19 protein-coding genes and 1 rRNA gene are annotated in these 19,143 nt (G+C 57.7%); all 20 read left to right on the top strand.

Going from position 1 to position 19,143, the window contains the following annotated elements:
- The first annotated feature begins 382 nt into the window (after nucleotides 1–382).
- The 20 genes from rrf (at nucleotide 383) to nusG (ending at nucleotide 19,122) form a co-directional block, all read left to right on the top strand.
- Nucleotides 383–499, top strand: a 5S ribosomal RNA gene (gene rrf, locus QWJ34_RS24760).
- Nucleotides 500–830: 331 nt separating this feature from the next.
- Nucleotides 831–1,997: a glycosyl hydrolase family 28-related protein gene (locus QWJ34_RS24755; protein WP_302731773.1), complete on the top strand. Its 1,167-nt coding sequence runs from the start codon at nucleotides 831–833 to the stop codon at nucleotides 1,995–1,997.
- A 304-nt stretch (nucleotides 1,998–2,301) separates the two neighbouring features.
- Nucleotides 2,302–2,766 (top strand): CtsR family transcriptional regulator, encoded by a 465-nt coding sequence (locus tag QWJ34_RS24750; RefSeq protein WP_302731772.1) that lies wholly within the window; start codon nucleotides 2,302–2,304, stop codon nucleotides 2,764–2,766.
- A gap of 47 nt (nucleotides 2,767–2,813) precedes the next feature.
- Complete coding sequence (gene mcsA, locus QWJ34_RS24745) at nucleotides 2,814–3,344, top strand: protein-arginine kinase activator protein McsA (protein WP_302731771.1); 531 nt, start codon at nucleotides 2,814–2,816, stop codon at nucleotides 3,342–3,344.
- Nucleotides 3,345–3,359: 15 nt separating this feature from the next.
- Entirely contained in the window at nucleotides 3,360–4,424 is a 1,065-nt protein-coding gene (gene mcsB / locus QWJ34_RS24740; RefSeq protein WP_302731770.1) for a protein arginine kinase, read from the top strand.
- A 65-nt stretch (nucleotides 4,425–4,489) separates the two neighbouring features.
- On the top strand, nucleotides 4,490–6,952 hold the full coding sequence (locus tag QWJ34_RS24735) for an ATP-dependent Clp protease ATP-binding subunit (RefSeq protein ID WP_302731769.1): 2,463 nt from the start codon (nucleotides 4,490–4,492) through the stop codon (nucleotides 6,950–6,952).
- A 306-nt stretch (nucleotides 6,953–7,258) separates the two neighbouring features.
- A complete protein-coding gene (gene radA / locus QWJ34_RS24730) occupies nucleotides 7,259–8,638 on the top strand; it encodes a DNA repair protein RadA (protein ID WP_302731768.1) in 1,380 nt (459 codons plus the stop codon).
- Between the two features lie 41 nt (nucleotides 8,639–8,679).
- Nucleotides 8,680–9,753 carry a DNA integrity scanning diadenylate cyclase DisA gene (disA, locus tag QWJ34_RS24725; protein WP_302731767.1) on the top strand — a complete coding sequence of 358 codons (1,074 nt, stop codon included), beginning with the start codon at nucleotides 8,680–8,682 and terminating at the stop codon, nucleotides 9,751–9,753.
- Between the two features lie 261 nt (nucleotides 9,754–10,014).
- Nucleotides 10,015–10,731 carry a 2-C-methyl-D-erythritol 4-phosphate cytidylyltransferase gene (gene ispD / locus QWJ34_RS24720; RefSeq protein ID WP_302731766.1) on the top strand — a complete coding sequence of 239 codons (717 nt, stop codon included), beginning with the start codon at nucleotides 10,015–10,017 and terminating at the stop codon, nucleotides 10,729–10,731.
- Nucleotides 10,728–11,216 (top strand): 2-C-methyl-D-erythritol 2,4-cyclodiphosphate synthase, encoded by a 489-nt coding sequence (gene ispF / locus QWJ34_RS24715; protein ID WP_302731765.1) that lies wholly within the window; start codon nucleotides 10,728–10,730, stop codon nucleotides 11,214–11,216. The genes ispD and ispF overlap by 4 nt, the downstream gene beginning before the upstream one ends.
- A gap of 35 nt (nucleotides 11,217–11,251) precedes the next feature.
- Nucleotides 11,252–12,715: a glutamate--tRNA ligase gene (gltX, locus tag QWJ34_RS24710; protein WP_302731764.1), complete on the top strand. Its 1,464-nt coding sequence runs from the start codon at nucleotides 11,252–11,254 to the stop codon at nucleotides 12,713–12,715.
- A 424-nt stretch (nucleotides 12,716–13,139) separates the two neighbouring features.
- The gene (cysE, locus tag QWJ34_RS24705) at nucleotides 13,140–13,820 is read left to right on the top strand and encodes a serine O-acetyltransferase (protein WP_483314301.1); all 681 of its coding nucleotides are present in this window, start codon (nucleotides 13,140–13,142) and stop codon (nucleotides 13,818–13,820) included.
- Between the two features lie 42 nt (nucleotides 13,821–13,862).
- Nucleotides 13,863–15,263, top strand: coding sequence for a cysteine--tRNA ligase (cysS, locus tag QWJ34_RS24700; protein WP_302731763.1), 1,401 nt, complete (start codon nucleotides 13,863–13,865; stop codon nucleotides 15,261–15,263).
- Nucleotide 15,264: 1 nt separating this feature from the next.
- Nucleotides 15,265–15,741 carry a Mini-ribonuclease 3 gene (locus QWJ34_RS24695; RefSeq protein WP_302731762.1) on the top strand — a complete coding sequence of 159 codons (477 nt, stop codon included), beginning with the start codon at nucleotides 15,265–15,267 and terminating at the stop codon, nucleotides 15,739–15,741.
- Between the two features lie 73 nt (nucleotides 15,742–15,814).
- On the top strand, nucleotides 15,815–16,561 hold the full coding sequence (gene rlmB, locus QWJ34_RS24690; protein WP_302731761.1) for a 23S rRNA (guanosine(2251)-2'-O)-methyltransferase RlmB: 747 nt from the start codon (nucleotides 15,815–15,817) through the stop codon (nucleotides 16,559–16,561).
- A gap of 9 nt (nucleotides 16,562–16,570) precedes the next feature.
- Nucleotides 16,571–17,095, top strand: coding sequence for an NYN domain-containing protein (locus tag QWJ34_RS24685; protein ID WP_302731760.1), 525 nt, complete (start codon nucleotides 16,571–16,573; stop codon nucleotides 17,093–17,095).
- A gap of 194 nt (nucleotides 17,096–17,289) precedes the next feature.
- On the top strand, nucleotides 17,290–17,937 hold the full coding sequence (gene sigH / locus QWJ34_RS24680; protein ID WP_302731759.1) for an RNA polymerase sporulation sigma factor SigH: 648 nt from the start codon (nucleotides 17,290–17,292) through the stop codon (nucleotides 17,935–17,937).
- Between the two features lie 264 nt (nucleotides 17,938–18,201).
- On the top strand, nucleotides 18,202–18,351 hold the full coding sequence (gene rpmG / locus QWJ34_RS24675) for a 50S ribosomal protein L33 (RefSeq protein ID WP_087801972.1): 150 nt from the start codon (nucleotides 18,202–18,204) through the stop codon (nucleotides 18,349–18,351).
- Between the two features lie 21 nt (nucleotides 18,352–18,372).
- Nucleotides 18,373–18,564 (top strand): preprotein translocase subunit SecE, encoded by a 192-nt coding sequence (gene secE / locus QWJ34_RS24670; RefSeq protein WP_302731758.1) that lies wholly within the window; start codon nucleotides 18,373–18,375, stop codon nucleotides 18,562–18,564.
- A gap of 24 nt (nucleotides 18,565–18,588) precedes the next feature.
- On the top strand, nucleotides 18,589–19,122 hold the full coding sequence (nusG, locus tag QWJ34_RS24665; RefSeq protein ID WP_302731757.1) for a transcription termination/antitermination protein NusG: 534 nt from the start codon (nucleotides 18,589–18,591) through the stop codon (nucleotides 19,120–19,122).
- Nucleotides 19,123–19,143 lie beyond the last annotated feature (21 nt).

Below are 19,143 nucleotides of genomic sequence, written 5' to 3'. Positions count from 1 at the left end.
GGAGGTGGACGCGCAGCAATGCGTGGAGCTGACCAGTACTAATCGGTCGAGGGCTTATCCTCCCGACTTTTCAACAGAAAAGTCACTTCGATGACGCGAAGAGATCGTTTCGGATCCGGTTTTCAAGGTGCAAATCCGTGTTCGGCAGCGCCGACACATCGTTTGCCTTTGAACTTTGGCTTAAGTGATTAAGCCGCTAAGCGAAATATTTGAGCCTGAACGACTTTTGGCTTTCCGGTTCCCGAGAATCGCACGATTCGAAGGCGGAAAACAACCGGAGAGAAGGAGCAAATATAGAGCGACCACGTGAGAAATTTGATTCGCTTTGCCCGAAGGGGTCCGCGATTCAAATTCCTGTTCCAGCTTACTTTGTAAGCTTAGGTTTGGTGTTGACGGCGGAGGGGTTCCACACGTTCCCATCTCGAACACGACCGTTAAGCCCTCCAGCGCCGATGGTACTTGGACCGCAGGGTCCCGGGAGAGTAGGACGACGCCAAGCGAGCAGAAAAAGCCTTTACCGCGCATAACGGTGAAGGCTTTTTTATTTCTTCTATTATATTATGTTTTTTCATCCACAACTTACCCACATTTTGCCGCTGGAACTTTTATTTAATGCGCTACTTATCCAGTCAACTTCCGACTTACTCACAACTTTTCCACAATTCGATCTTCCACAAGAGGTTATCCCCAGCTTTTCAGCCTCATTATTTTCTTCTTTATTGGTATATTTTTCTCGTTTAATAAATAAACCTGGGGCTTTTTGTGTTTGAACGGCCTGGTTCTGTTTTATATACATAGTAAAAAATTAGTTTAGGAACTGGAGGAGTGGAATGAATAAGAAGACGATGCGTCAAGGATTGAAGGTAACCGCTCTGGCGGCTTTTTCGGCTGTGCTGATTGGACAGGGATTCGGAGCAGGCTTAGGGACGTTCCCGACTTCGCGTGCTTATGCGGCAGAAGCTTCGGCGATTCCGCAGCCGGCGGGTTCGCTTTCGGTTAAGTCGTACGGTGCTGTGGGTAACGGCAAAACCGATTCCCTCAAAGCATTCCAGAAAACGATTCAGGCCGCGAAAAAGCAGGGCAAAACCGTTTATGTGCCCGCGGGCAATTATGCGCTGAGCGATCGGCTGGCGCTGGACGGCGTGAAGCTTTCGGGAGCCGGTTCGGAGAAAACGATCTTGACTTCGACCAACCCGGAAAGCGGCTCGATCGATCTTCGCGGGAAAAACTCTTCGTTGAAAAATCTGGCCCACGTCTATCAAACGACAGGAACGCGGGACGGATCGGATTCCAAAAACAGCGTGACCGTTCTCGGCGCGTCCAACTTCGTGATTCAAAACGTACGTATCGTCGGAGCCGGCACAGCGGGCATTCTGGTGCGGGACGGAGCAAGCGACGGCGTGATCTCCGGCAATGTCGTCAAAAGTACCAAAGCGGACGGCATTCATATCACCGGCGGCAGCAAACGGATTACGGTTGCCAACAATGTCGTTAAAAAAACCGGCGACGATACGATTGCGGTAGTCAGCTACCTGAAAGATTCGGCGGCGGTAAGCCAGGTTTCGATCCGCGGCAATTCCGTTGGGTACGGCGCCAAAGCGCGCGGAATTTCGGTGGTAGGCGGAAACGGTATCGCAATCGACAAGAATACGATCAACAATACCGAGATGGCCGGGATCTATATTGCGGTCGAATCCAACTGGGGAACACGGGATGTCAAAAACGTAACGGTGAGCGGCAATACCGTAATCGGGACGGGTACACGCGAAGACGGCGATCATCCGAATGTGCTGGTATTCGCGGATTCCGGCAGTATCGACGAAGTATCTTTTACCGGCAATACGATTTCCAACTCGGCGAATGCCGGCGTGGGCGTATGGGGGAACGGAAATATCGGAGATATTTACTTCACGTCCAATCAGGTCAAAAATTCGGCCAACAACGCCACAATCTTCAAATCGGGCGAGATCCACTCCCAGAGCAACAGCGGATTTTAAGCATTGGCGGACGAATTGATACGGTAACCCCAAAGGCGAGACTGCTCTTCGGAGCGGTCTTTTTCGTATCGGGCTTTTACGCTTGGCAATCGAAAAAAATATGCTATAATATAAATAAAGTCAAAGAAAGTCAAAGTCAACGAGAAGCAAATACAGACTAAGCCCTACGATTCGCCGCAAACGGACGGTGCCTCGAAACAACCAGACGTTTCTTCCCTTTTGCGGAAGGGTTATTTTAAGAGTAGGCTCCACATCCGGAAAATAAGCCGGGCGGCGGCTCGGGCATATTATGGAGGTTGGGTCGATGCGCAATATTTCCGATGTCATCGAGCAATATCTGAAGGCCGTGCTGCAGGAAAGCCAGGGCAGGATCGAGATTCAGCGAAACGATCTGGCCGACCGCTTTTCGTGCGTGCCTTCCCAGATCAATTACGTTATCAGTACGCGTTTTACACTGGAAAAAGGGTATCTGGTCGAAAGCAAACGCGGAGGCGGCGGATACATTCGCATTCAGCGGATCGAAATGCCGACGCATTCCGAACTGCACGCCCACGTACACGAAACGATCGGAACGCAAATGAGCCAGGCGGCGGCCGAAGGGCTGATTTACCGGCTGGAGGAAGCGGACCTGATTACGAGCCGCGAGGCGGCGCTAATGCGCTCTGCGATTGCCAGGGACGTGCTGCTGCTCAAGCTCCCTTACCGGGACGAGATGCGGGCGCGGATCATGAAGGCGATGTTGATCGCGCTGATGGGCCGGCAGAGCTGACGGGTACAGGTCTTTTTTAACGTTTATTCTTAAAGGAGGTGGGGCGAGTGCTGTGCCAGGAATGTCAGCAGCGGCCCGCAACTCTGCATTTTACGAAGATTATCAACGGCGAGAAGAACGAGTTCCATATTTGCGAGCACTGCGCAAGGGAAAAAGGCGAGATGATCCCGGGCACTTCCGGAGGTTTCTCGATCCATAATCTGCTGTCGGGCTTTCTCGATTTCGATATGTCCGGCAAAGCGCAGTCCGGCGAAGCGAACGTACAGCAGAGCCTCCCGCTTCACTGCGAGGAATGCGGGATGACTTATGCGCAGTTCCGTAAAATCGGGCGTTTCGGATGCAGCTCCTGCTACAAGTATTTCGACGGCAAGATCGATCCGCTGCTCAAACGCGTTCACGGCGGCACCGTGCACACGGGCAAAGTTCCCAAACGGGGCGGCGCCGACCTGCAGGTGCAGCGAGAGATCGACGCGCTGAAGCAGGAACTGCAGGAACGGATCGAGAAGCAGGAATTCGAAACGGCCGCGCAGCTCAGGGACAAGATTCGCGAACTTGAGCTGCAGCGGGCCCAGCGGTAAAGGAGGGGACCGATCATGTCGGATTTTGCATTTACGGAACACGCGCTCAGCGGCTGGATGCGTTCGGAAGGCAAGGACTCCGATATCGTGATCAGCAGCCGGGTACGCATTGCGCGCAATCTTCGGGCGCTGCCTTTTCCGCTCGTGGCGAGCGGCGAGCAGGCCGAAGAAGTGCAGCGTCTGGTCGTCGAAGCGGCGGAGCGGGCTTCGGATCAGCTGGGGCCGCTGCATCCGATTGAACTGGACGAACTGAACGAGACCGATCGTCAGGTTCTGGTGGAGAAGCACCTGGTCAGTCCGACGCTTGCGAACGAGTCGCAGGAAGCGGCCGTCGTACTCAGCGACGACGAATCGCTCAGTATTATGGTGAACGAAGAAGACCATATTCGCATTCAATGTCTGTATCCCGGCTTTCAGGTCAAAAGCGCCTGGGAGCGGGCGACCGAAGTGGACGATGTGCTGGAAGAGCACATCGACTACGCATTCGACGACCGGCGCGGCTACCTGACCAGCTGTCCGACCAATGTGGGAACCGGTCTGCGGGCGTCGGTGATGATTCATCTTCCGGCGCTGGTCATGACCCATCAGCTGGGCCGCATTCTGAACGCGGTTTCGCAGGTCGGCCTGACGGTGCGGGGCATCTACGGCGAAGGCAGCGAAGCCCAGGGCAACCTGTTCCAGGTGTCCAACCAGATTACGCTCGGACAGAGCGAGCGGGAGATCGTCGACAATCTGGAAGGCATCGTGGCCCAGATCATCGAGTACGAACGGCAGGCGCGCAATCGGCTGGTCGGCGAATCGAAGATCCGGCTGTACGACCGGGTCATGCGTTCGTACGGCATCCTGACGCACGCCGCGATTATGGACGGCAAGGAAGCCGCGCAGCGGCTGTCCGACGTCCGGCTCGGCGTGGATCTCGGTTGGATCGACAAGCTTCCGCTGACGCTGCTGAACGAGCTCACGATTTTGACACAACCGCATTTCCTTCAGAAAACATTCGGTGCTACAATGAGTGCATCGGAAAAAGATATGTACCGGGCGCAGTTGATCCGGGACAAATTGGTTAAAGGAATGGAATAACCCCCGGTTCGACGGGACGGTGACTGACCGGTTCGGGCTTACTACTTAGTGGAGGTGCTTGGCATATGATGTTTGGCAGATTTACGGAGCGGGCGCAGAAAGTTCTGGCTCTCGCCCAGGAAGAAGCGGTAAGGCTCGGACATAACAATATCGGAACGGAGCATATTCTGCTTGGCTTGATTCGCGAAGGCGAAGGCATCGCGGCCAAAGCTTTGATCGGACTCGGTCTCGGACTCGAGCAGATCCAGAACGAAGTCGAAACGCTGATCGGACGCGGGCAGGAACAGCCGACGAATATCGCATACACCCCGCGCGCCAAGAAAGTTATCGAGCTGTCGATGGACGAAGCGCGCAAGCTGGGCCACACTTACGTGGGTACGGAACATATCCTGCTCGGCCTGATTCGCGAAGGCGAAGGCGTGGCGGCGCGCGTGCTGAATAACCTGGGCATCAGCCTGAACAAGGCTCGCCAGCAGGTTCTCCAGCTGCTCGGCAGCAGCGAAGCGGTATCGAGCCATCACGGTACGCCCGCCAATGTCAGCACGCCTACGCTGGACAGTCTGGCGCGCGACCTGACCGCTTATGCCAAAGACGGCAATATCGATCCGGTTATCGGCCGCAGCAAAGAAATAGAACGCGTTATCCAGGTGCTCAGCCGCCGGACGAAGAACAATCCGGTGCTGATCGGCGAACCGGGCGTCGGCAAGACGGCAATCGCCGAAGGTCTGGCGCAGAAGATTATCAATAACGAGATTCCGGAAACGCTGCGCGAGAAAAGAGTCATGACGCTCGATATGGGTTCCGTCGTGGCGGGTACGAAATACCGCGGCGAATTCGAAGACCGCTTGAAAAAGATCATGGACGAAATTCGTCAGGCCGGCAACGTCATCTTGTTCATCGACGAGCTGCATACGCTGATCGGCGCGGGCGGCGCGGAAGGCGCGATCGACGCTTCGAATATTCTGAAGCCTGCGCTTGCGCGCGGCGAACTCCAGTGCATCGGAGCGACCACGCTGGACGAATATCGCAAATATATCGAGAAAGACGCCGCGCTGGAACGCCGCTTCCAGCCGATTACGGTGGATCAGCCTTCGGTCGACGAAGCGATCCAGATCCTGATGGGACTGCGCGACCGCTACGAAGCGCATCACCGCGTCAAGATTACGGACGAAGCGATCGTGCAGGCCGTCAAGCTGTCCGACCGTTATATCACCGACCGGTTCCTGCCGGATAAAGCGATCGATTTGATCGACGAAGCGGGTTCCAAAGTAAGATTGAACACGTATACCGTACCGCCGGATCTCAAGCAGCTGGAGAACCGTCTGGAAGATATCCGCAAGGAAAAAGATTCCGCGGTTCAAAGCCAGGAGTTCGAGAAAGCGGCCGCTCTGCGCGATACCGAGCAGAAGATTCGCGAAGAGCTGGAAACGACGCGCAATCAGTGGAAAGAAAAACAGGGGCGTACCGATTCCGAAGTAACGCCGGAAGATATCGCGGACGTTGTCAGCAGTTGGACCGGCGTGCCGGTAACCAAGCTCAAGGAAGAGGAAACGGAACGTCTCCTCAATATGGAAGCCCTGCTGCATGATCGCGTAATCGGTCAGGACGAAGCCGTTGTCGCGGTCAGCCGCGCAATCCGCCGGGCACGCGCGGGTCTGAAAGATCCGAAGCGTCCGATGGGCTCGTTTATTTTCCTCGGCCCTACCGGCGTCGGCAAGACCGAGCTGGCAAGAGCCCTTGCCGAAGCGATGTTCGGCGACGAGAACGCCGTGATCCGAATCGATATGTCCGAATACATGGAGAAGCATTCGACTTCCCGTCTGGTCGGCGCGCCTCCGGGATACGTGGGCTACGAAGAGGGCGGCCAACTGACCGAGAAAGTCCGCCGCAAACCGTACTCCGTCGTGCTGCTGGACGAGATCGAGAAAGCTCACCCGGAAGTATTCAACATCCTGCTGCAGGTGCTGGAAGACGGACGTCTGACCGACTCCAAAGGCCGCGTCGTCGACTTCCGCAACACGCTGATTATCCTGACGTCGAACGTCGGCGCGGATTCCATCCGCCGCAACTCGACGCTGGGCTTCGCCGCTACGTCCGACAGCGGCGCGGAATACAGCAATATGAAGGGCAAAGTCATGGACGAGCTGAAGAAAAGTTTCCGTCCGGAGTTCCTGAACCGGATCGACGAAGTGATCGTCTTCCACTCGCTGGAAGAAAAGCATATCGGCCAGATCGTTTCGCTCATGTCCGAGGAACTGCGCAAACGCCTCAACGAATACGGCGTGAACTTTACGCTGACCGACGAAGCCAAAGCGTTCCTGGCAAAAGAAGGGTACGATCCGGCTTACGGCGCGCGTCCGCTGCGCCGGGCGATCCAGAAGCATATCGAGGACCGTTTGTCCGAAGAACTGCTGACCGGCCGCGTAGCCAAAGGTGATTCGCTCTTTATCGACGAGAAAGACGGCGCATTGACCGTCGAGAAGACGGAAGAGCAGCCGGCGGTCTCGGTCGAGAAGTCCGAACAGTGATTCCTATCGCTGCCCTCGGGCAGCCGCTTGAACCGTAAGGAAATCGAAAAACGGAACGGAGCTCCAGCGGAAAAAGGGCAACCTTTGAAGCGGCCGCTCCGGCCGACGCAAAAAGCCGGACCGCGCATGCTTGAACTGCGCGGCTCGGCTTTTTGTCTGCTTCTTTCGTTTGCGTGCGCCGGGCCTTACTTTTGCAGGAAATAAATGATAAACTTTTAGGGAAGAGCTTTCCGCAAGCGCCGGATCATCACGTAGGAGCGAAGAAAGAAATCCGCACGTCCGGTAAGCCGGTTAGAAGGGAGATCCATGGCAAAAACAAAAACCAAGTTTTATTGCACCGAATGCGGCTATGAATCGCCGAAATGGTACGGCAAATGCCCGGGCTGCCAGTCGTGGAATTCCATGGTGGAAGAAACCGTGAGCAGCAGCGTCAAAACCCAGGGGATGGGCGGCATGAACTCGTCTCTGCTGCAGGGAACGCAGAAGCCGCTGCCGATCACCGATATCGAAGGCGGGCAGGAACCGCGGGTCGATACGAAGATCGGGGAATTGAACCGCGTGCTGGGAGGCGGCGTCGTGCCGGGATCGCTGATCCTGGTCGGCGGCGATCCCGGTATCGGCAAATCGACGCTGCTGCTGCAAACGTCGCACTCGCTGGCCGCTTCGGGCCTCAAGGTGCTGTATATTTCCGGGGAAGAATCGGTGAAGCAGACCAAGCTCCGCGCGGAGCGGCTGGGTGCGCTGTCGGCGCAGCTGTACGTGCTCTGCGAGAGCAATATGGAACAGATCGAACTGTCGATCGAGCAGATCGCGCCGGACTTTCTGGTCATCGACTCCATCCAGACGGTGTATCAGCCGGATGTGACGAGCGCGCCGGGCAGTGTGTCGCAGGTGCGCGAATGCACCGCGAGATTTATGCGCATCGCCAAGAACGGCGGCATCGCGACCGTACTGGTCGGCCACGTGACGAAGGAAGGCGCGATCGCCGGTCCGCGCATGCTGGAGCATATGGTGGACTGCGTCCTGTATTTCGAAGGCGAGCGCCATCATACGTACCGCATTCTGCGCGCGGTGAAGAACCGATTCGGTTCGACGAACGAGATGGGTATTTTCGAAATGCGCGAAGAAGGGCTCGACGAAGTAACCAATCCGTCTGAGCTGTTCCTGTCGGAGCGGGCGATGGGCGTATCGGGCACGACGGTCGTCGCCAGCATGGAAGGAACCCGGCCGGTGCTGGTCGAGCTTCAGGCGCTGGTGGCGACGACGCATTTTCCTTCTCCGCGGCGAATGGGGACCGGCATCGACTATAATCGGCTGAACCTGATTATCGCGGTGCTGGAGAAGCGGATGGGCATGTATTTGCAAACGCAGGACGCTTACGTCAACGTGGCGGGCGGCGTACGGCTGGACGAGCCGGCGGTCGATCTGGCGGTAGCCGTCTGCATCGCGTCCAGCGTGCAGGACAAGCCGACGCGGCCTTACGACGCCGTATTCGGCGAGATCGGGTTGACCGGCGAAGTCCGCGCGGTGGCGCGGGCGGAACAGCGCGTCAAGGAAGCGCTGAAACTCGGTTTTAAACGGGTGATCCTGCCGGAGAAAAGTTTGAAGGGATGGAAGCATCCCAAAGGGATCGAGCTGATCGGCGTCGAGACCGTTTCGCAGGCGCTCAAAGCGGCGCTAGAGTAGGGCGTTGGCCGAGAGGCGGTCAACGCGAGGGGAGGCAGCCAATGAAGGACTCGGAATCGGTAAAAATGAATGAACTGCTCAAACTCGTCGCACCAGGAGCCCCTTTTCGCGACGGCCTGGAGAATGTGCTGCGGGCCAAGACCGGCGCGCTGCTCGTCGTCGGGTACAGCCCGGAAGTAATGGAAGTGGTCGACGGCGGGTTTTCCATCAATTGCGATTTTTCGCCCAATTATCTGTACGAGCTGGCCAAGATGGACGGCGCGATTATCCTCAGCGAGGATCTGAAGCGCATTCTGTACGCCAACACGCAGCTGATTCCCGATCCGGCGATTTCGTCGTCGGAGACGGGCATCCGGCACCGGACCGCCGAGCGGGTCGCCAAGCAGACCGGCAAGCTGGTCGTTTCCATTTCCCAGCGGCGCAATATCATCACGCTGTATCTGGGCAATCTTCGCTATACGCTCAAGGAGATCGGGGTCATCCTGACCAAAGCGAACCAGGCGATCCAGACGCTCGAGAAGTACAAAGCGGTGCTGACGCAGGCGCTGACCAACCTGACCGCTTCGGAATTCGAAGAGCTGGTCACGCTGGCCGAAGTCGTCGGCGTAATCCGCCGGGTCGACATGGTGCTGCGCATCAAGACGGAGATCCAGCGCTATGTCAGCGAGCTGGGCAATGAAGGCCGCCTGATCTCCATGCAGATGGAAGAGCTGGTCGGCAACACCGAGCGCGAAGTGCTGCTGCTGCTCAAAGACTACACCGTCCAGCAGGGCGACGATAAAGCGAAGGAGATTCTGGCTTCGCTGCGGCGCTCCACGGACGACGAACTGCTCGACACCGTCCATACCGTGCGGCTGCTCGGTTATCCGGCCCAAACGTCGACGGCCGACGAGATGCTCACGCCGCGCGGCTACCGCGTGCTGAGCAAGATTCCGCGGCTGCCGAACGTGATCGTGCACAATCTGACCGAGCATTTCGGCGAGCTGAACCGGGTGGCCAGAGCCGAGCTCGAAGAGCTCGACGAGGTGGACGGAATCGGCGGAGCGCGGGCGCGCACGATCAAGGAAGGACTGCGCCGTCTGCAGGAGCAGGTCTTGATCGATCGCCAGGTTTAAAAAGCACGCCCGGACGTTTTCGACAGTCTATGGCGCATACGCATGACGGAGAACCTTCGATACCGCGACACGGGCGGGAAAGAAGGTTCTTTGACTTTTTCGGCGTCCTGCCAGCTTTCCGGGCGCGATTGCAGGTCATGCGCGCAGCGTCCGTATCCTTCGGAGTTTGCGTACAAGCTCTAGTTTTCGAGGCTGTACGAGGGTATACTAGAAAGACGCGAAAAAAAGCGAAACGGACGCAAAAGCGGGGGCTGTCAACGTATGGAACGGAATTTGAGCGTGATCGTGGTCGCGGCCGGCCGCGGCACGCGCATGGGAACGCAGGAAAGCAAGCAGTTCCTGGAGTTGGACGGGCATCCGCTGTTTATCCGCGCGATCCGGGCGTTCGAACGCTTCGAAGCGACCGCCGAGATCGTCGTCGTGACCGGCGCCGCCGATGTGGAGCGCTGCGGCCGGTATATCGAAGAAGCCGGCTGCAAGCAGGTGGCCGCGGTGGTCGCCGGCGGAGCCGAGCGGCAGCATTCCGTGTACGAAGGGTTGAAACGCGTGTCCGCGCCTTGGGTGATGGTGCACGACGGCGTGCGGCCTTTTGTCCGGGTGGAGGAGATCGCGGCCTGCTACGGCGAGATGCTAAGCACCGGAGCCTCCGTGCTGGCGGTCCCGGTCAAAGATACGATTAAGCGCGTCGAGCGGACGCAAGACGGGGGAAGCGGCATTATCGCGGATACGCCGGACCGCAGCGCGCTGTGGGCGATTCAGACGCCGCAGGGCTTCAGGACCGACGATCTGCGCCGGGCGCACGAACGCGCGGCCGGCGAAGGCTTCGTCGGCACCGACGATTCGATGCTGGTCGAGCGTCTGGGCGTGCCGGTATCGGTGACTCACGGCGATTATACGAATATCAAGATTACGACGCCCGAGGATCTGGATTATGCGGAATACAGGCTTCTGGCGGAGCGGAAGGGGAACAAATCATGATTCGGATAGGTCAGGGATTCGATGTGCATCAGTTGACGGAGGGCAGGCCCTGCATTATCGGCGGCGTTACGATTCCGCACGACAAAGGGCTGCTCGGGCACTCCGACGCCGATGTGCTGCTGCATACGATCAGCGACGCGATTCTGGGCGCGCTGGCGCTGGGCGATATCGGACGGCATTTTCCCGATACGGACCCTGCGTTCAAAGACGCGGACAGCCTGAAGCTGTTGGAGCACGTTTGGAAAATGGCGCGGGAGCGGGGTTACGAACTCGGCAACGTCGATGCGACGATTATCGCGCAGCAGCCCAAAATGGCGCCTTATATCCCGCAGATGGTGACGGTGATCGCGGGAGCGCTCGGCGCGGACGAGTCGCGGGTCAACGTCAAAGCGACGACGACCGAGTGGCTCGGCTTTACCGGACGCGGCGAAGGCATTGCGGCGCAGGCCGTTGTCTGTCTGACGAAGGGTATGCTATCATCTTGAAAGAGTTGTAGAAACGATACGGGAGGAAGACAATCATGAGCAAGGAAGTACGCGTACGTTATGCGCCGAGCCCGACGGGCCATCTGCACATCGGCAACGCCAGAACGGCGCTGTTCAACTATCTGTTTGCCCGCAGCCAGGGCGGTAAATTCATCGTCCGGATCGAAGATACCGACGTGAAGCGCAATGTGGCCGGCGGGGAAGAAAGCCAGCTGAAATATATGCGGTGGCTCGGCATCGACTGGGACGAAAGCATCGATATCGGCGGGCAGTACGGCCCTTACCGACAGACGGAACGGCTGGATATTTACAAAAAGTACTGGCAGGAGCTGCTGGACAAAGAGCTGGCTTACCTGTGCTACTGTACGGAAGAAGAGCTGGAACAGGAACGCGAGCAGCAGATGGCGGCCGGCGAGACTCCGCGCTATTCCGGCAAGCACCGCGATCTGACGCCGGAGCAGCGCCGTGCGTTCGAAGCCGAAGGCCGCGTGCCGAGCGTGCGGTTCCGCGTGCCGGCGAACAAGACGTATACGTTCGACGATATGGTCAAAGGCGAGATTTCGTTTACCACGGAAGACACGGGCGACTTCGTCATCGTGAAGCGCGACGGAATCCCGACGTACAACTTCGCGGTCGTGCTCGACGATCACCTGATGAAGATCTCGCACGTGCTGCGCGGAGAAGACCATATCTCCAACACGCCGCGCCAGCTGATGATCTACGAAGCGCTGGGCTTCGAGCCTCCGCGGTTCGGCCATATGACGCTGATCGTGGGCGACGACCACAAGAAGCTCAGCAAACGGAACGAATCGATTATCCAGTTTATCTCGCAGTACGAGGAACTGGGGTATCTGCCGGAAGCGTTGTTCAACTTTATCGCGCTGCTCGGCTGGTCCCCGGAAGGCGAAGAAGAGATCTTCGGCCGCGAGCAGCTGATCTCGATCTTCGACTCGAACCGTCTGTCCAAAAGCCCCGCCGTGTTCGATCCGCATAAGCTGGCGCATATCAACAATCACTACATCAAGAACGCCGAGCCGCGGCGGATTGCCGACCTGGCGATTCCCCATCTGCAAAAAGCGGGCCGTCTGCCGGAGCCGCTGGACGCTTCGCAGCAGGACTGGGCGCAGCGCCTCGTGGCGCTGTACCAGGAGCAGCTGAACTCGGCTTCCGATATCGTGGCGCTGTCGGAGATGTTCTTCCGCGACGACGTGCAGTTCGGCGGCGAAGAGCGCGAAGTGCTGGCCGACGAGAAAGCGCCGGTTGCGCTGAGCGCGTTCCTGGCGAAGATCGAAGCTTCCGACGAGTTCTCGCCCGAACGCATGGCCGCGCTGATCAAGGAAGTGCAAAAAGAGAACGGCATCAAAGGCAAACAGCTGTTCATGCCGATCCGCGTCGCGCTGACCGGACAGATGCACGGCCGCGACCTGAACCAGACGATCTACCTGCTGGGCCGCGATCGCGTGATCGAACGCCTGCGGTCGCAGGTTCAAGGCGCGTAATTTCACTCCCGGGATGATTGTCAGACCGGGGGGATTCGTTTATAATGGCTAAACAAGATCTATCGAACATCGTCTTCAATCGAATATTTCTATAGCGAAGATCAGGAGAAGTACGTCGTACGCCGAATCCCCCAGAGAGGACGGCCGAACGCCGGTAAGCCCATTCGGGCCGAAGGCGCGGGCTGGGAACCGTCCGGAGCCGGCAGACGGAAATGCGCCTGGGAGCTGCGGATTCGAACCTTTCGCTTTTGCGGGCGCGGGGCTAGAGTCCGCCGGACAGTCCCCGTTACGGACTTTAAACGAGAGAGATTCCGGCCTGTTCGGAGTCCAAGCAGAGTGGAACCGCGGTCTAACGCCTCTGCAGCATTTATGCTGCGGGGGCTTTTTTACATTTGCGGCAAGGGGAGCGAGGCGAGAAAAAGGGATGTTCAAATCCATGAAGTCCGATATCCGGGCGGTATTCGACAACGATCCGGCGGCGAGAAGCATGTTTGAAGTCGTATTTACGTATTCGGGGCTGCATGCCATTTGGGCGCACCGGGTCGCGCATCGCTTTTACCGGTGGCGGCGCTTTACGATTGCGAGAGTGATCTCGCAGGCCAGCCGTTTTTTTACCGGCATCGAGATTCATCCGGGCGCCACGATCGGCAGTCGGCTGTTTATCGACCACGGGATGGGCGTGGTGATCGGGGAGACGTGCGAGATCGGCGACGATGTCGTGATTTACCAGGGCGTCACGCTCGGCGGTACGGGTAAAGAAAAAGGAAAGCGCCATCCGACGATCGGCAACAACGTGGTCGTGGGATCGGGCGCCAAGATTCTCGGTTCCATCACGATCGGCGACCAGTGCAATATCGGGTCGAACTCCGTCGTGCTGAAGCAGGTGCCCCCGAACAGCACGGTGGTGGGCATTCCGGGACAAATCGTCCGCCAGCACGGGCGCAAGGTCGACCGGCTGAGCCACCAGATGCCGGACCCTTCGCACGACGCGATCTGCGAGCTCCAGCGGCAGGTGCGCGAGCTTCAGGCGGAACTGGAGCGGACGCGCCGCGGAGGATTCGAAGAACCGCCGCGAGCGGCCGGAAACGCGGAAAGATGCAAGTGAACAAGTGATTGCGGAACGAATCGAGAGAGGATTGTGTAAAAGATGGCCCTGCAAATCTACAATACGATGACGAGAGCGAAGGAAGAGTTTGTGCCGGTCAATCCGGATAAAGTCAATATGTACGTCTGCGGCCCGACCGTATACGACTATATCCATATCGGCAACGCGCGTCCGGTGATTTTTTTCGACGTGGTGCGCGCTTATCTGGAAGACCGCGGCTACGAGGTCAATTACGTGGTCAACTTCACGGACGTGGACGACAAGCTCATTCGCAAAGCGGAAGCGATGAACACGACCGTGCCGGAAGTGGCGGAGAAGTTTATCGCGGCTTATTACGAAGATCTGGACGGGCTCGGCGTGCAAAAAGCTTCGCTGAATCCGAGAGTAACCGAAAATATGGACGATATCGTCGCCTTTATCGGCGAGCTGGTCGACACGGGGCACGCGTATCCGAGCGGCGGCGACGTTTATTTCCGCACTTCCAGCTTCGACGAGTACGGCAAACTGTCGCGCCAGAACCTGGAGCAGCTTCAATTCGGCATACGGATCGAGGTGGACGCGCGCAAAGAAAACCAGGAAGATTTCGTGCTCTGGAAAGGCGCCAAGCCGGGCGAAATCTTCTGGGAAAGCCCGTGGGGACCGGGACGTCCGGGCTGGCATATCGAATGCTCGGCGATGGCCCGGCGCTATCTCGGCGACACGCTCGATATCCACGGCGGCGGACAGGATTTGCAGTTCCCGCACCACGAGTGCGAGATCGCCCAGTCCGAATCGCTGACCGGCCATTCGCTGTCCAACTACTGGATGCACAACGGCTACGTCAATATCGACAACGAGAAAATGTCCAAGTCGCTCGGCAACGGCATCACGGTGCAGGAACTGCGCGGACGGTATAAAAAAGAAGCGCTGCGCTATTTCGTGCTTTCGACGCATTACCGCAATCCGCTCAACTTCAGCGCCGACAATATGCAGCAGTCGCTGAACAGCGTGGAGCGGATCGAAAACGCCGTTTCCGGCCTGCATCACCGTCTCAAAACGGCAGCGGGCGGCGAAGGCGTATCGGATCTGCTGCGCGAGCGCCTGGATGCGGTACTGGGCGAGTTCTACGCGAAAATGGACGACGACTTCAATACGCCGGACGCGGTAACGGCCGTGTTCGAATGGGTGAACGAAGCGAACTTGATCCTGCGCGAAGAAGTGGCGCGCAAAGCCGATCTCGAAGCGCTGCTTGAGGCTTTTGCAAAAATGAACGGCGTGCTGCGCATCGCGGCGCAGCCGGGCGAAGAACTGCTGGACGAGGAAGTGGAGCGTCTGATCGAAGAACGCGCCGAAGCCCGCAAAGCGAAAAATTGGAGCCGTTCCGACGAAATCCGCGACCTGCTGGCCGAGCGCGGCATCGCGCTGGAAGATACGCCTCAGGGCATGAGATGGCGGAGAAAATAAGATGACCGGACACGAAAACAAAAACGCGCCGGGCGAAGAACGGCTGCTGTTCGATTTTCCCCCGTCCAAACCGGCGGGGCAGCTTCCGCCGATCGCGCTCGCTTATCTCGGCGACGCGGTATTCGAGCTGGCGATCCGCCAGTATCTGATCACGGGAGCCAACCTGCGGCCGCACTATCTGCACCGCGAAGCGACCAAGCTCGTTTCGGCGGGCGCGCAGGCACGGCTGCTGTTCCGGCTGGAAGGCGTGCTGACCGAAGAAGAAGCGGATATCGTCCGCCGCGGCCGCAACGCCAAGTCGGGCACGATGCCGAAGAACGCCAATGTGATCGATTACCGGCATGCGACGGCGCTCGAGTGCCTGGCCGGCTATCTGTACTACAAAGGCGAACACGGGCGGCTCGAAGAGCTGATCCGGATCGGGCTGTCCGCGGGCAAAGACGCGGCGGCCGAAGCGCGGGAACCGGAACGGGATTGAATAACGGATTTCAAAGCGAAGCAGGGCAAATAAAGAGGCGGCCGCGCGCCGCCGGCAGGAAGGGAAAAACGATATGGAAGAAGATCTGATCGCCGGCAAGCACTCGGTCACCGAGGCGCTGAAAGCCGGACGCAGCATCAACAAAATCTGGGTTGCGGAGGGCGCGCAGCAGAAGCAGATGCAGCCGATTCTCGCGGAAGCCAAGAAACGGGGCGTCGTGGTGCAGTCCGCGGACAAGCGCAAGCTCGATACGCTGGTGCCGGGCATCCAGCATCAGGGCGTTGTCGCCCAGGCGGCTCCGTACATCTACGCGGAGGTCGAAGACCTGCTCGCCGCGGCGGCGGCCAAAGACGAAGACCCGTTCCTGCTGATCCTCGACGAGATCGAAGATCCTCACAATCTGGGTTCGATTCTTCGGACGGCCGACTGCACGGGCGTGCACGGCGTCATTATTCCGAAGCGGCGCTCGGCGCAGGTCAACGCCACCGTTTCCAAAACGAGCGCGGGAGCGGCGGAATACGTGCCGGTCGCGCGGGTGTCGAACCTGGCGCAGACGATCGAGAAGCTCAAGGAAGCCGGCGTCTGGATCGCGGGCACCGACGTGCGCGCCGAAGAAGAAATCTACGAAGCCAGCGTGTTTAAAGGACCGCTTGCGCTGGTAATCGGCAACGAAGGCGAAGGCATGGGACGGCTTGTGCGCGAGAAATGCGACGTGCTCGTCAAGCTCCCGATGCAGGGCCGAATCAACTCGCTGAACGCTTCGGTGGCCGCGGGCGTCGTGATGTACGAAGTGCTGCGCCAGCGCAGCGGAAGAAAGTAGCGTGAACTTATGGCCGATTTGCGGGATGTGCTTCTGGTGGACGGCTACAACATGATCGGAGCCTGGCCCGACCTGGCTCCGCTGTCGCAAATCGATATGAACGAGGCGCGCGACCGCCTGCTGGAGCGTCTGGCCGATTATCAAGCGTTCACGGGGCGGCGGGTCATCGCCGTGTTCGACGCTTATCGGGTGCCGGGCAAAGGCAAAACGTTCGAGTACGGAAAAGTGGAAGTGTACTTTACGCGGGAAAAGGAAACGGCCGACGAAGCGATCGAGCGCTTCGCCGCCGAGCTGGGCGGGCGCAAACGTCGCCTGGTGTACGTCGCGACGAGCGACTTTGTCGAACAAAGCGTCGCTTTCGCCCAGGGCGCGCTGCGGGTTCCCGCGCTCGAGCTGCTGGTCGACGTCGAGCAAAGCGAGCGGGAGATCGGGCGCAAGATTGCCGAGCAGACGCAGAAGGGAAGCCGCAACACCATCGACGGGAAACTCACGCCGGAACAGCTTCGGCTGTTCGAACGCTGGCGCCGTCAGTGAACGCTGCGGCGCCGAGCCCCTTCGTTGAGGCGAAGTAAGCGTTTTTTTACAACTCGGTGTACAAAAAGGAATTATTCGGCACGGCGACCCTCTTTTGGACGATCTGCGGTTGACGGTGTAAGGTGACATAATATATACTGAGGCTAACTTTTACGACAGGCTCGAAACTTGCGCCGCGGCCGGAGGGATTGCTGGTGAGTGTAGATCTCAAAGACGTCATAGTGTCACCTTTCGATTTCCAGAGCGACGAAGAGATCGTGGAAGCGGTCCGTACCGGAGACAGCGAAGCGCTGGAGTATCTGATCAACAAGTACCGGAACTTCGTTCGCGCCAAAGCCCGCTCGTATTTCCTGATCGGGGCGGACCGCGAGGATATCATCCAGGAAGGGATGATCGGCCTGTACAAGTCGATCCGCGATTTCCGCGGCGACAAGCTGGCTTCTTTCAAAGCGTTCGCCGAGCTGTGCATCACGCGCCAGATCATCACGGCGATCAAGACGGCGACCCGGCAGAAGCATATTCCGCTGAATTCGTACGTTTCGCTGGACAAGCCCATTTACGAGGAAGATTCGGACCGCACGCTGCTCGACGTGATCTGCGTGTCGCAGGTCTGCGATCCGGAAGAACTGATTATCAACCGCGAGGAATTCAACGGTCTGGAAGACAAGATGTCGGAGATTCTCAGCGATCTGGAGCGCAAGGTCCTGATGCTGTATCTCGACGGGCGCTCCTACCAGGAGATCGCCGTCGATCTGCGCCGGCACGTCAAGTCGATCGACAACGCCCTGCAGCGCGTCAAGCGCAAGCTTGAACGTTATCTGGAAGTTCGCGATCAGGTCTGACGGGACTTCCGCGCCGCCGTGCATTTTACCTTCCGCCCGATGCGAAAGCGTTTTGGACGGAGCGTGGACAACGAGAACAACGAACGGGACTCCGGCAGCGGAGTCTTTTTCTTATGGAGGCCAATAAAACCGCGTCTGTTCAAGCTTTTTCGTTGACAGCATATACCGGCTATGCTAAAGTGTTTTAGGTAGGCCTAAAATCATGATTTTAGGCTCAATACGAGTTCTTCTTAGTTGAAGGATATCTTCGGGAGGTGTAAATCTATGCGGGTTATTATCACGTTGGCATGCACGCAGTGCAAGCAGCGCAATTATACAACGATGAAAAACAAACGTAATCACCCTGACCGCATGGAGATGAAGAAGTATTGCAAGTACTGTAACTCGCAAACTCCTCATCGTGAAACCAGATAGTTTGTTGGAGGTGTCGTAGGCGTGAAAAATAGCTTCAAGTCTATGTTTTCCTTTTTCTCCGAAAGCTGGGCTGAACTTAAAAAGGTTCGCTGGCCCAATCGCAAAGAACTGACCAATTACACGCTTGTTGTTTTGGGAACGATTGTTGTGATGGCTGTATTCTTTTGGGTAATCGACATTGGACTCTCCTATGCGATTGAAGCGATAATTTAAGGAAGGGCCTGTAGGTGGCTTGATATGGAAAAAAGATGGTACGTCGTTCATACCTATTCCGGGTATGAGAACAAAGTCAAAGCCAATTTGGAAAAGCGCGTAGAATCCATGGGCATGGAAGACAAGATTTTCCGGGTTCTTGTTCCGATGGAAGAAGAACTGGTCGACAAAGACGGCAAGAAAAAAACCGTCATGCGCAAAGTGTATCCCGGTTACGTCTTGGTGGAAATGATCCAGACCGATGATTCTTGGTATGTTGTCCGCAACACGCCGGGCGTCACCGGATTCGTAGGTTCGACGGGTTCCGGTTCCAAGCCGACAGCCCTGCTTCCGGAAGAGGTCGAACAAATTCTGAAGCATATGGGCATGGACGAGCCGAAACCGAAGATCGAATTCGATCTGAAGGAATCCGTGCGTATCAAAGTGGGACCTTTTGCAAACTTTGTCGGAACGGTGGAAGAAATTCTGCTGGAGAAAAGCAAGCTGAAGGTGCACGTCAACATGTTCGGGCGCGAAACTCCGCTTGAGCTGGATTACACGCAAGTCGAGAAGATTTAATTAACGCAAGGAGGTGTTTCT

Source organism: Saccharibacillus sp. CPCC 101409 (assembly GCF_030518235.1).
Taxonomy (GTDB): domain Bacteria; phylum Bacillota; class Bacilli; order Paenibacillales; family Paenibacillaceae; genus Saccharibacillus.
This window is presented reverse-complemented; position numbering and strand designations above follow the sequence as displayed.

Bases quoted from the DNA above. Each gene is read 5' to 3' on its own strand.
- cysS (WP_302731763.1), top strand. From the start codon at position 13,863: ATGGCCCTGCAAATCTACAATACGATGACGAGAGCGAAGGAAGAGTTT.
- gltX (WP_302731764.1), top strand. From the start codon at position 11,252: ATGAGCAAGGAAGTACGCGTACGTTATGCGCCGAGCCCGACGGGCCAT.
- rlmB (WP_302731761.1), top strand. From the start codon at position 15,815: ATGGAAGAAGATCTGATCGCCGGCAAGCACTCGGTCACCGAGGCGCTG.
- mcsB (WP_302731770.1), top strand. From the start codon at position 3,360: ATGTCGGATTTTGCATTTACGGAACACGCGCTCAGCGGCTGGATGCGT.
- QWJ34_RS24750 (WP_302731772.1), top strand. From the start codon at position 2,302: ATGCGCAATATTTCCGATGTCATCGAGCAATATCTGAAGGCCGTGCTG.
- QWJ34_RS24695 (WP_302731762.1), top strand. From the start codon at position 15,265: ATGACCGGACACGAAAACAAAAACGCGCCGGGCGAAGAACGGCTGCTG.
- disA (WP_302731767.1), top strand. From the start codon at position 8,680: ATGAAGGACTCGGAATCGGTAAAAATGAATGAACTGCTCAAACTCGTC.
- ispD (WP_302731766.1), top strand. From the start codon at position 10,015: ATGGAACGGAATTTGAGCGTGATCGTGGTCGCGGCCGGCCGCGGCACG.
- ispF (WP_302731765.1), top strand. From the start codon at position 10,728: ATGATTCGGATAGGTCAGGGATTCGATGTGCATCAGTTGACGGAGGGC.
- nusG (WP_302731757.1), top strand. From the start codon at position 18,589: ATGGAAAAAAGATGGTACGTCGTTCATACCTATTCCGGGTATGAGAAC.
- cysE (WP_483314301.1), top strand. From the start codon at position 13,140: ATGTTCAAATCCATGAAGTCCGATATCCGGGCGGTATTCGACAACGAT.
- rpmG (WP_087801972.1), top strand. From the start codon at position 18,202: ATGCGGGTTATTATCACGTTGGCATGCACGCAGTGCAAGCAGCGCAAT.
- radA (WP_302731768.1), top strand. From the start codon at position 7,259: ATGGCAAAAACAAAAACCAAGTTTTATTGCACCGAATGCGGCTATGAA.
- QWJ34_RS24685 (WP_302731760.1), top strand. From the start codon at position 16,571: ATGGCCGATTTGCGGGATGTGCTTCTGGTGGACGGCTACAACATGATC.
- QWJ34_RS24735 (WP_302731769.1), top strand. From the start codon at position 4,490: ATGATGTTTGGCAGATTTACGGAGCGGGCGCAGAAAGTTCTGGCTCTC.
- QWJ34_RS24755 (WP_302731773.1), top strand. From the start codon at position 831: ATGAATAAGAAGACGATGCGTCAAGGATTGAAGGTAACCGCTCTGGCG.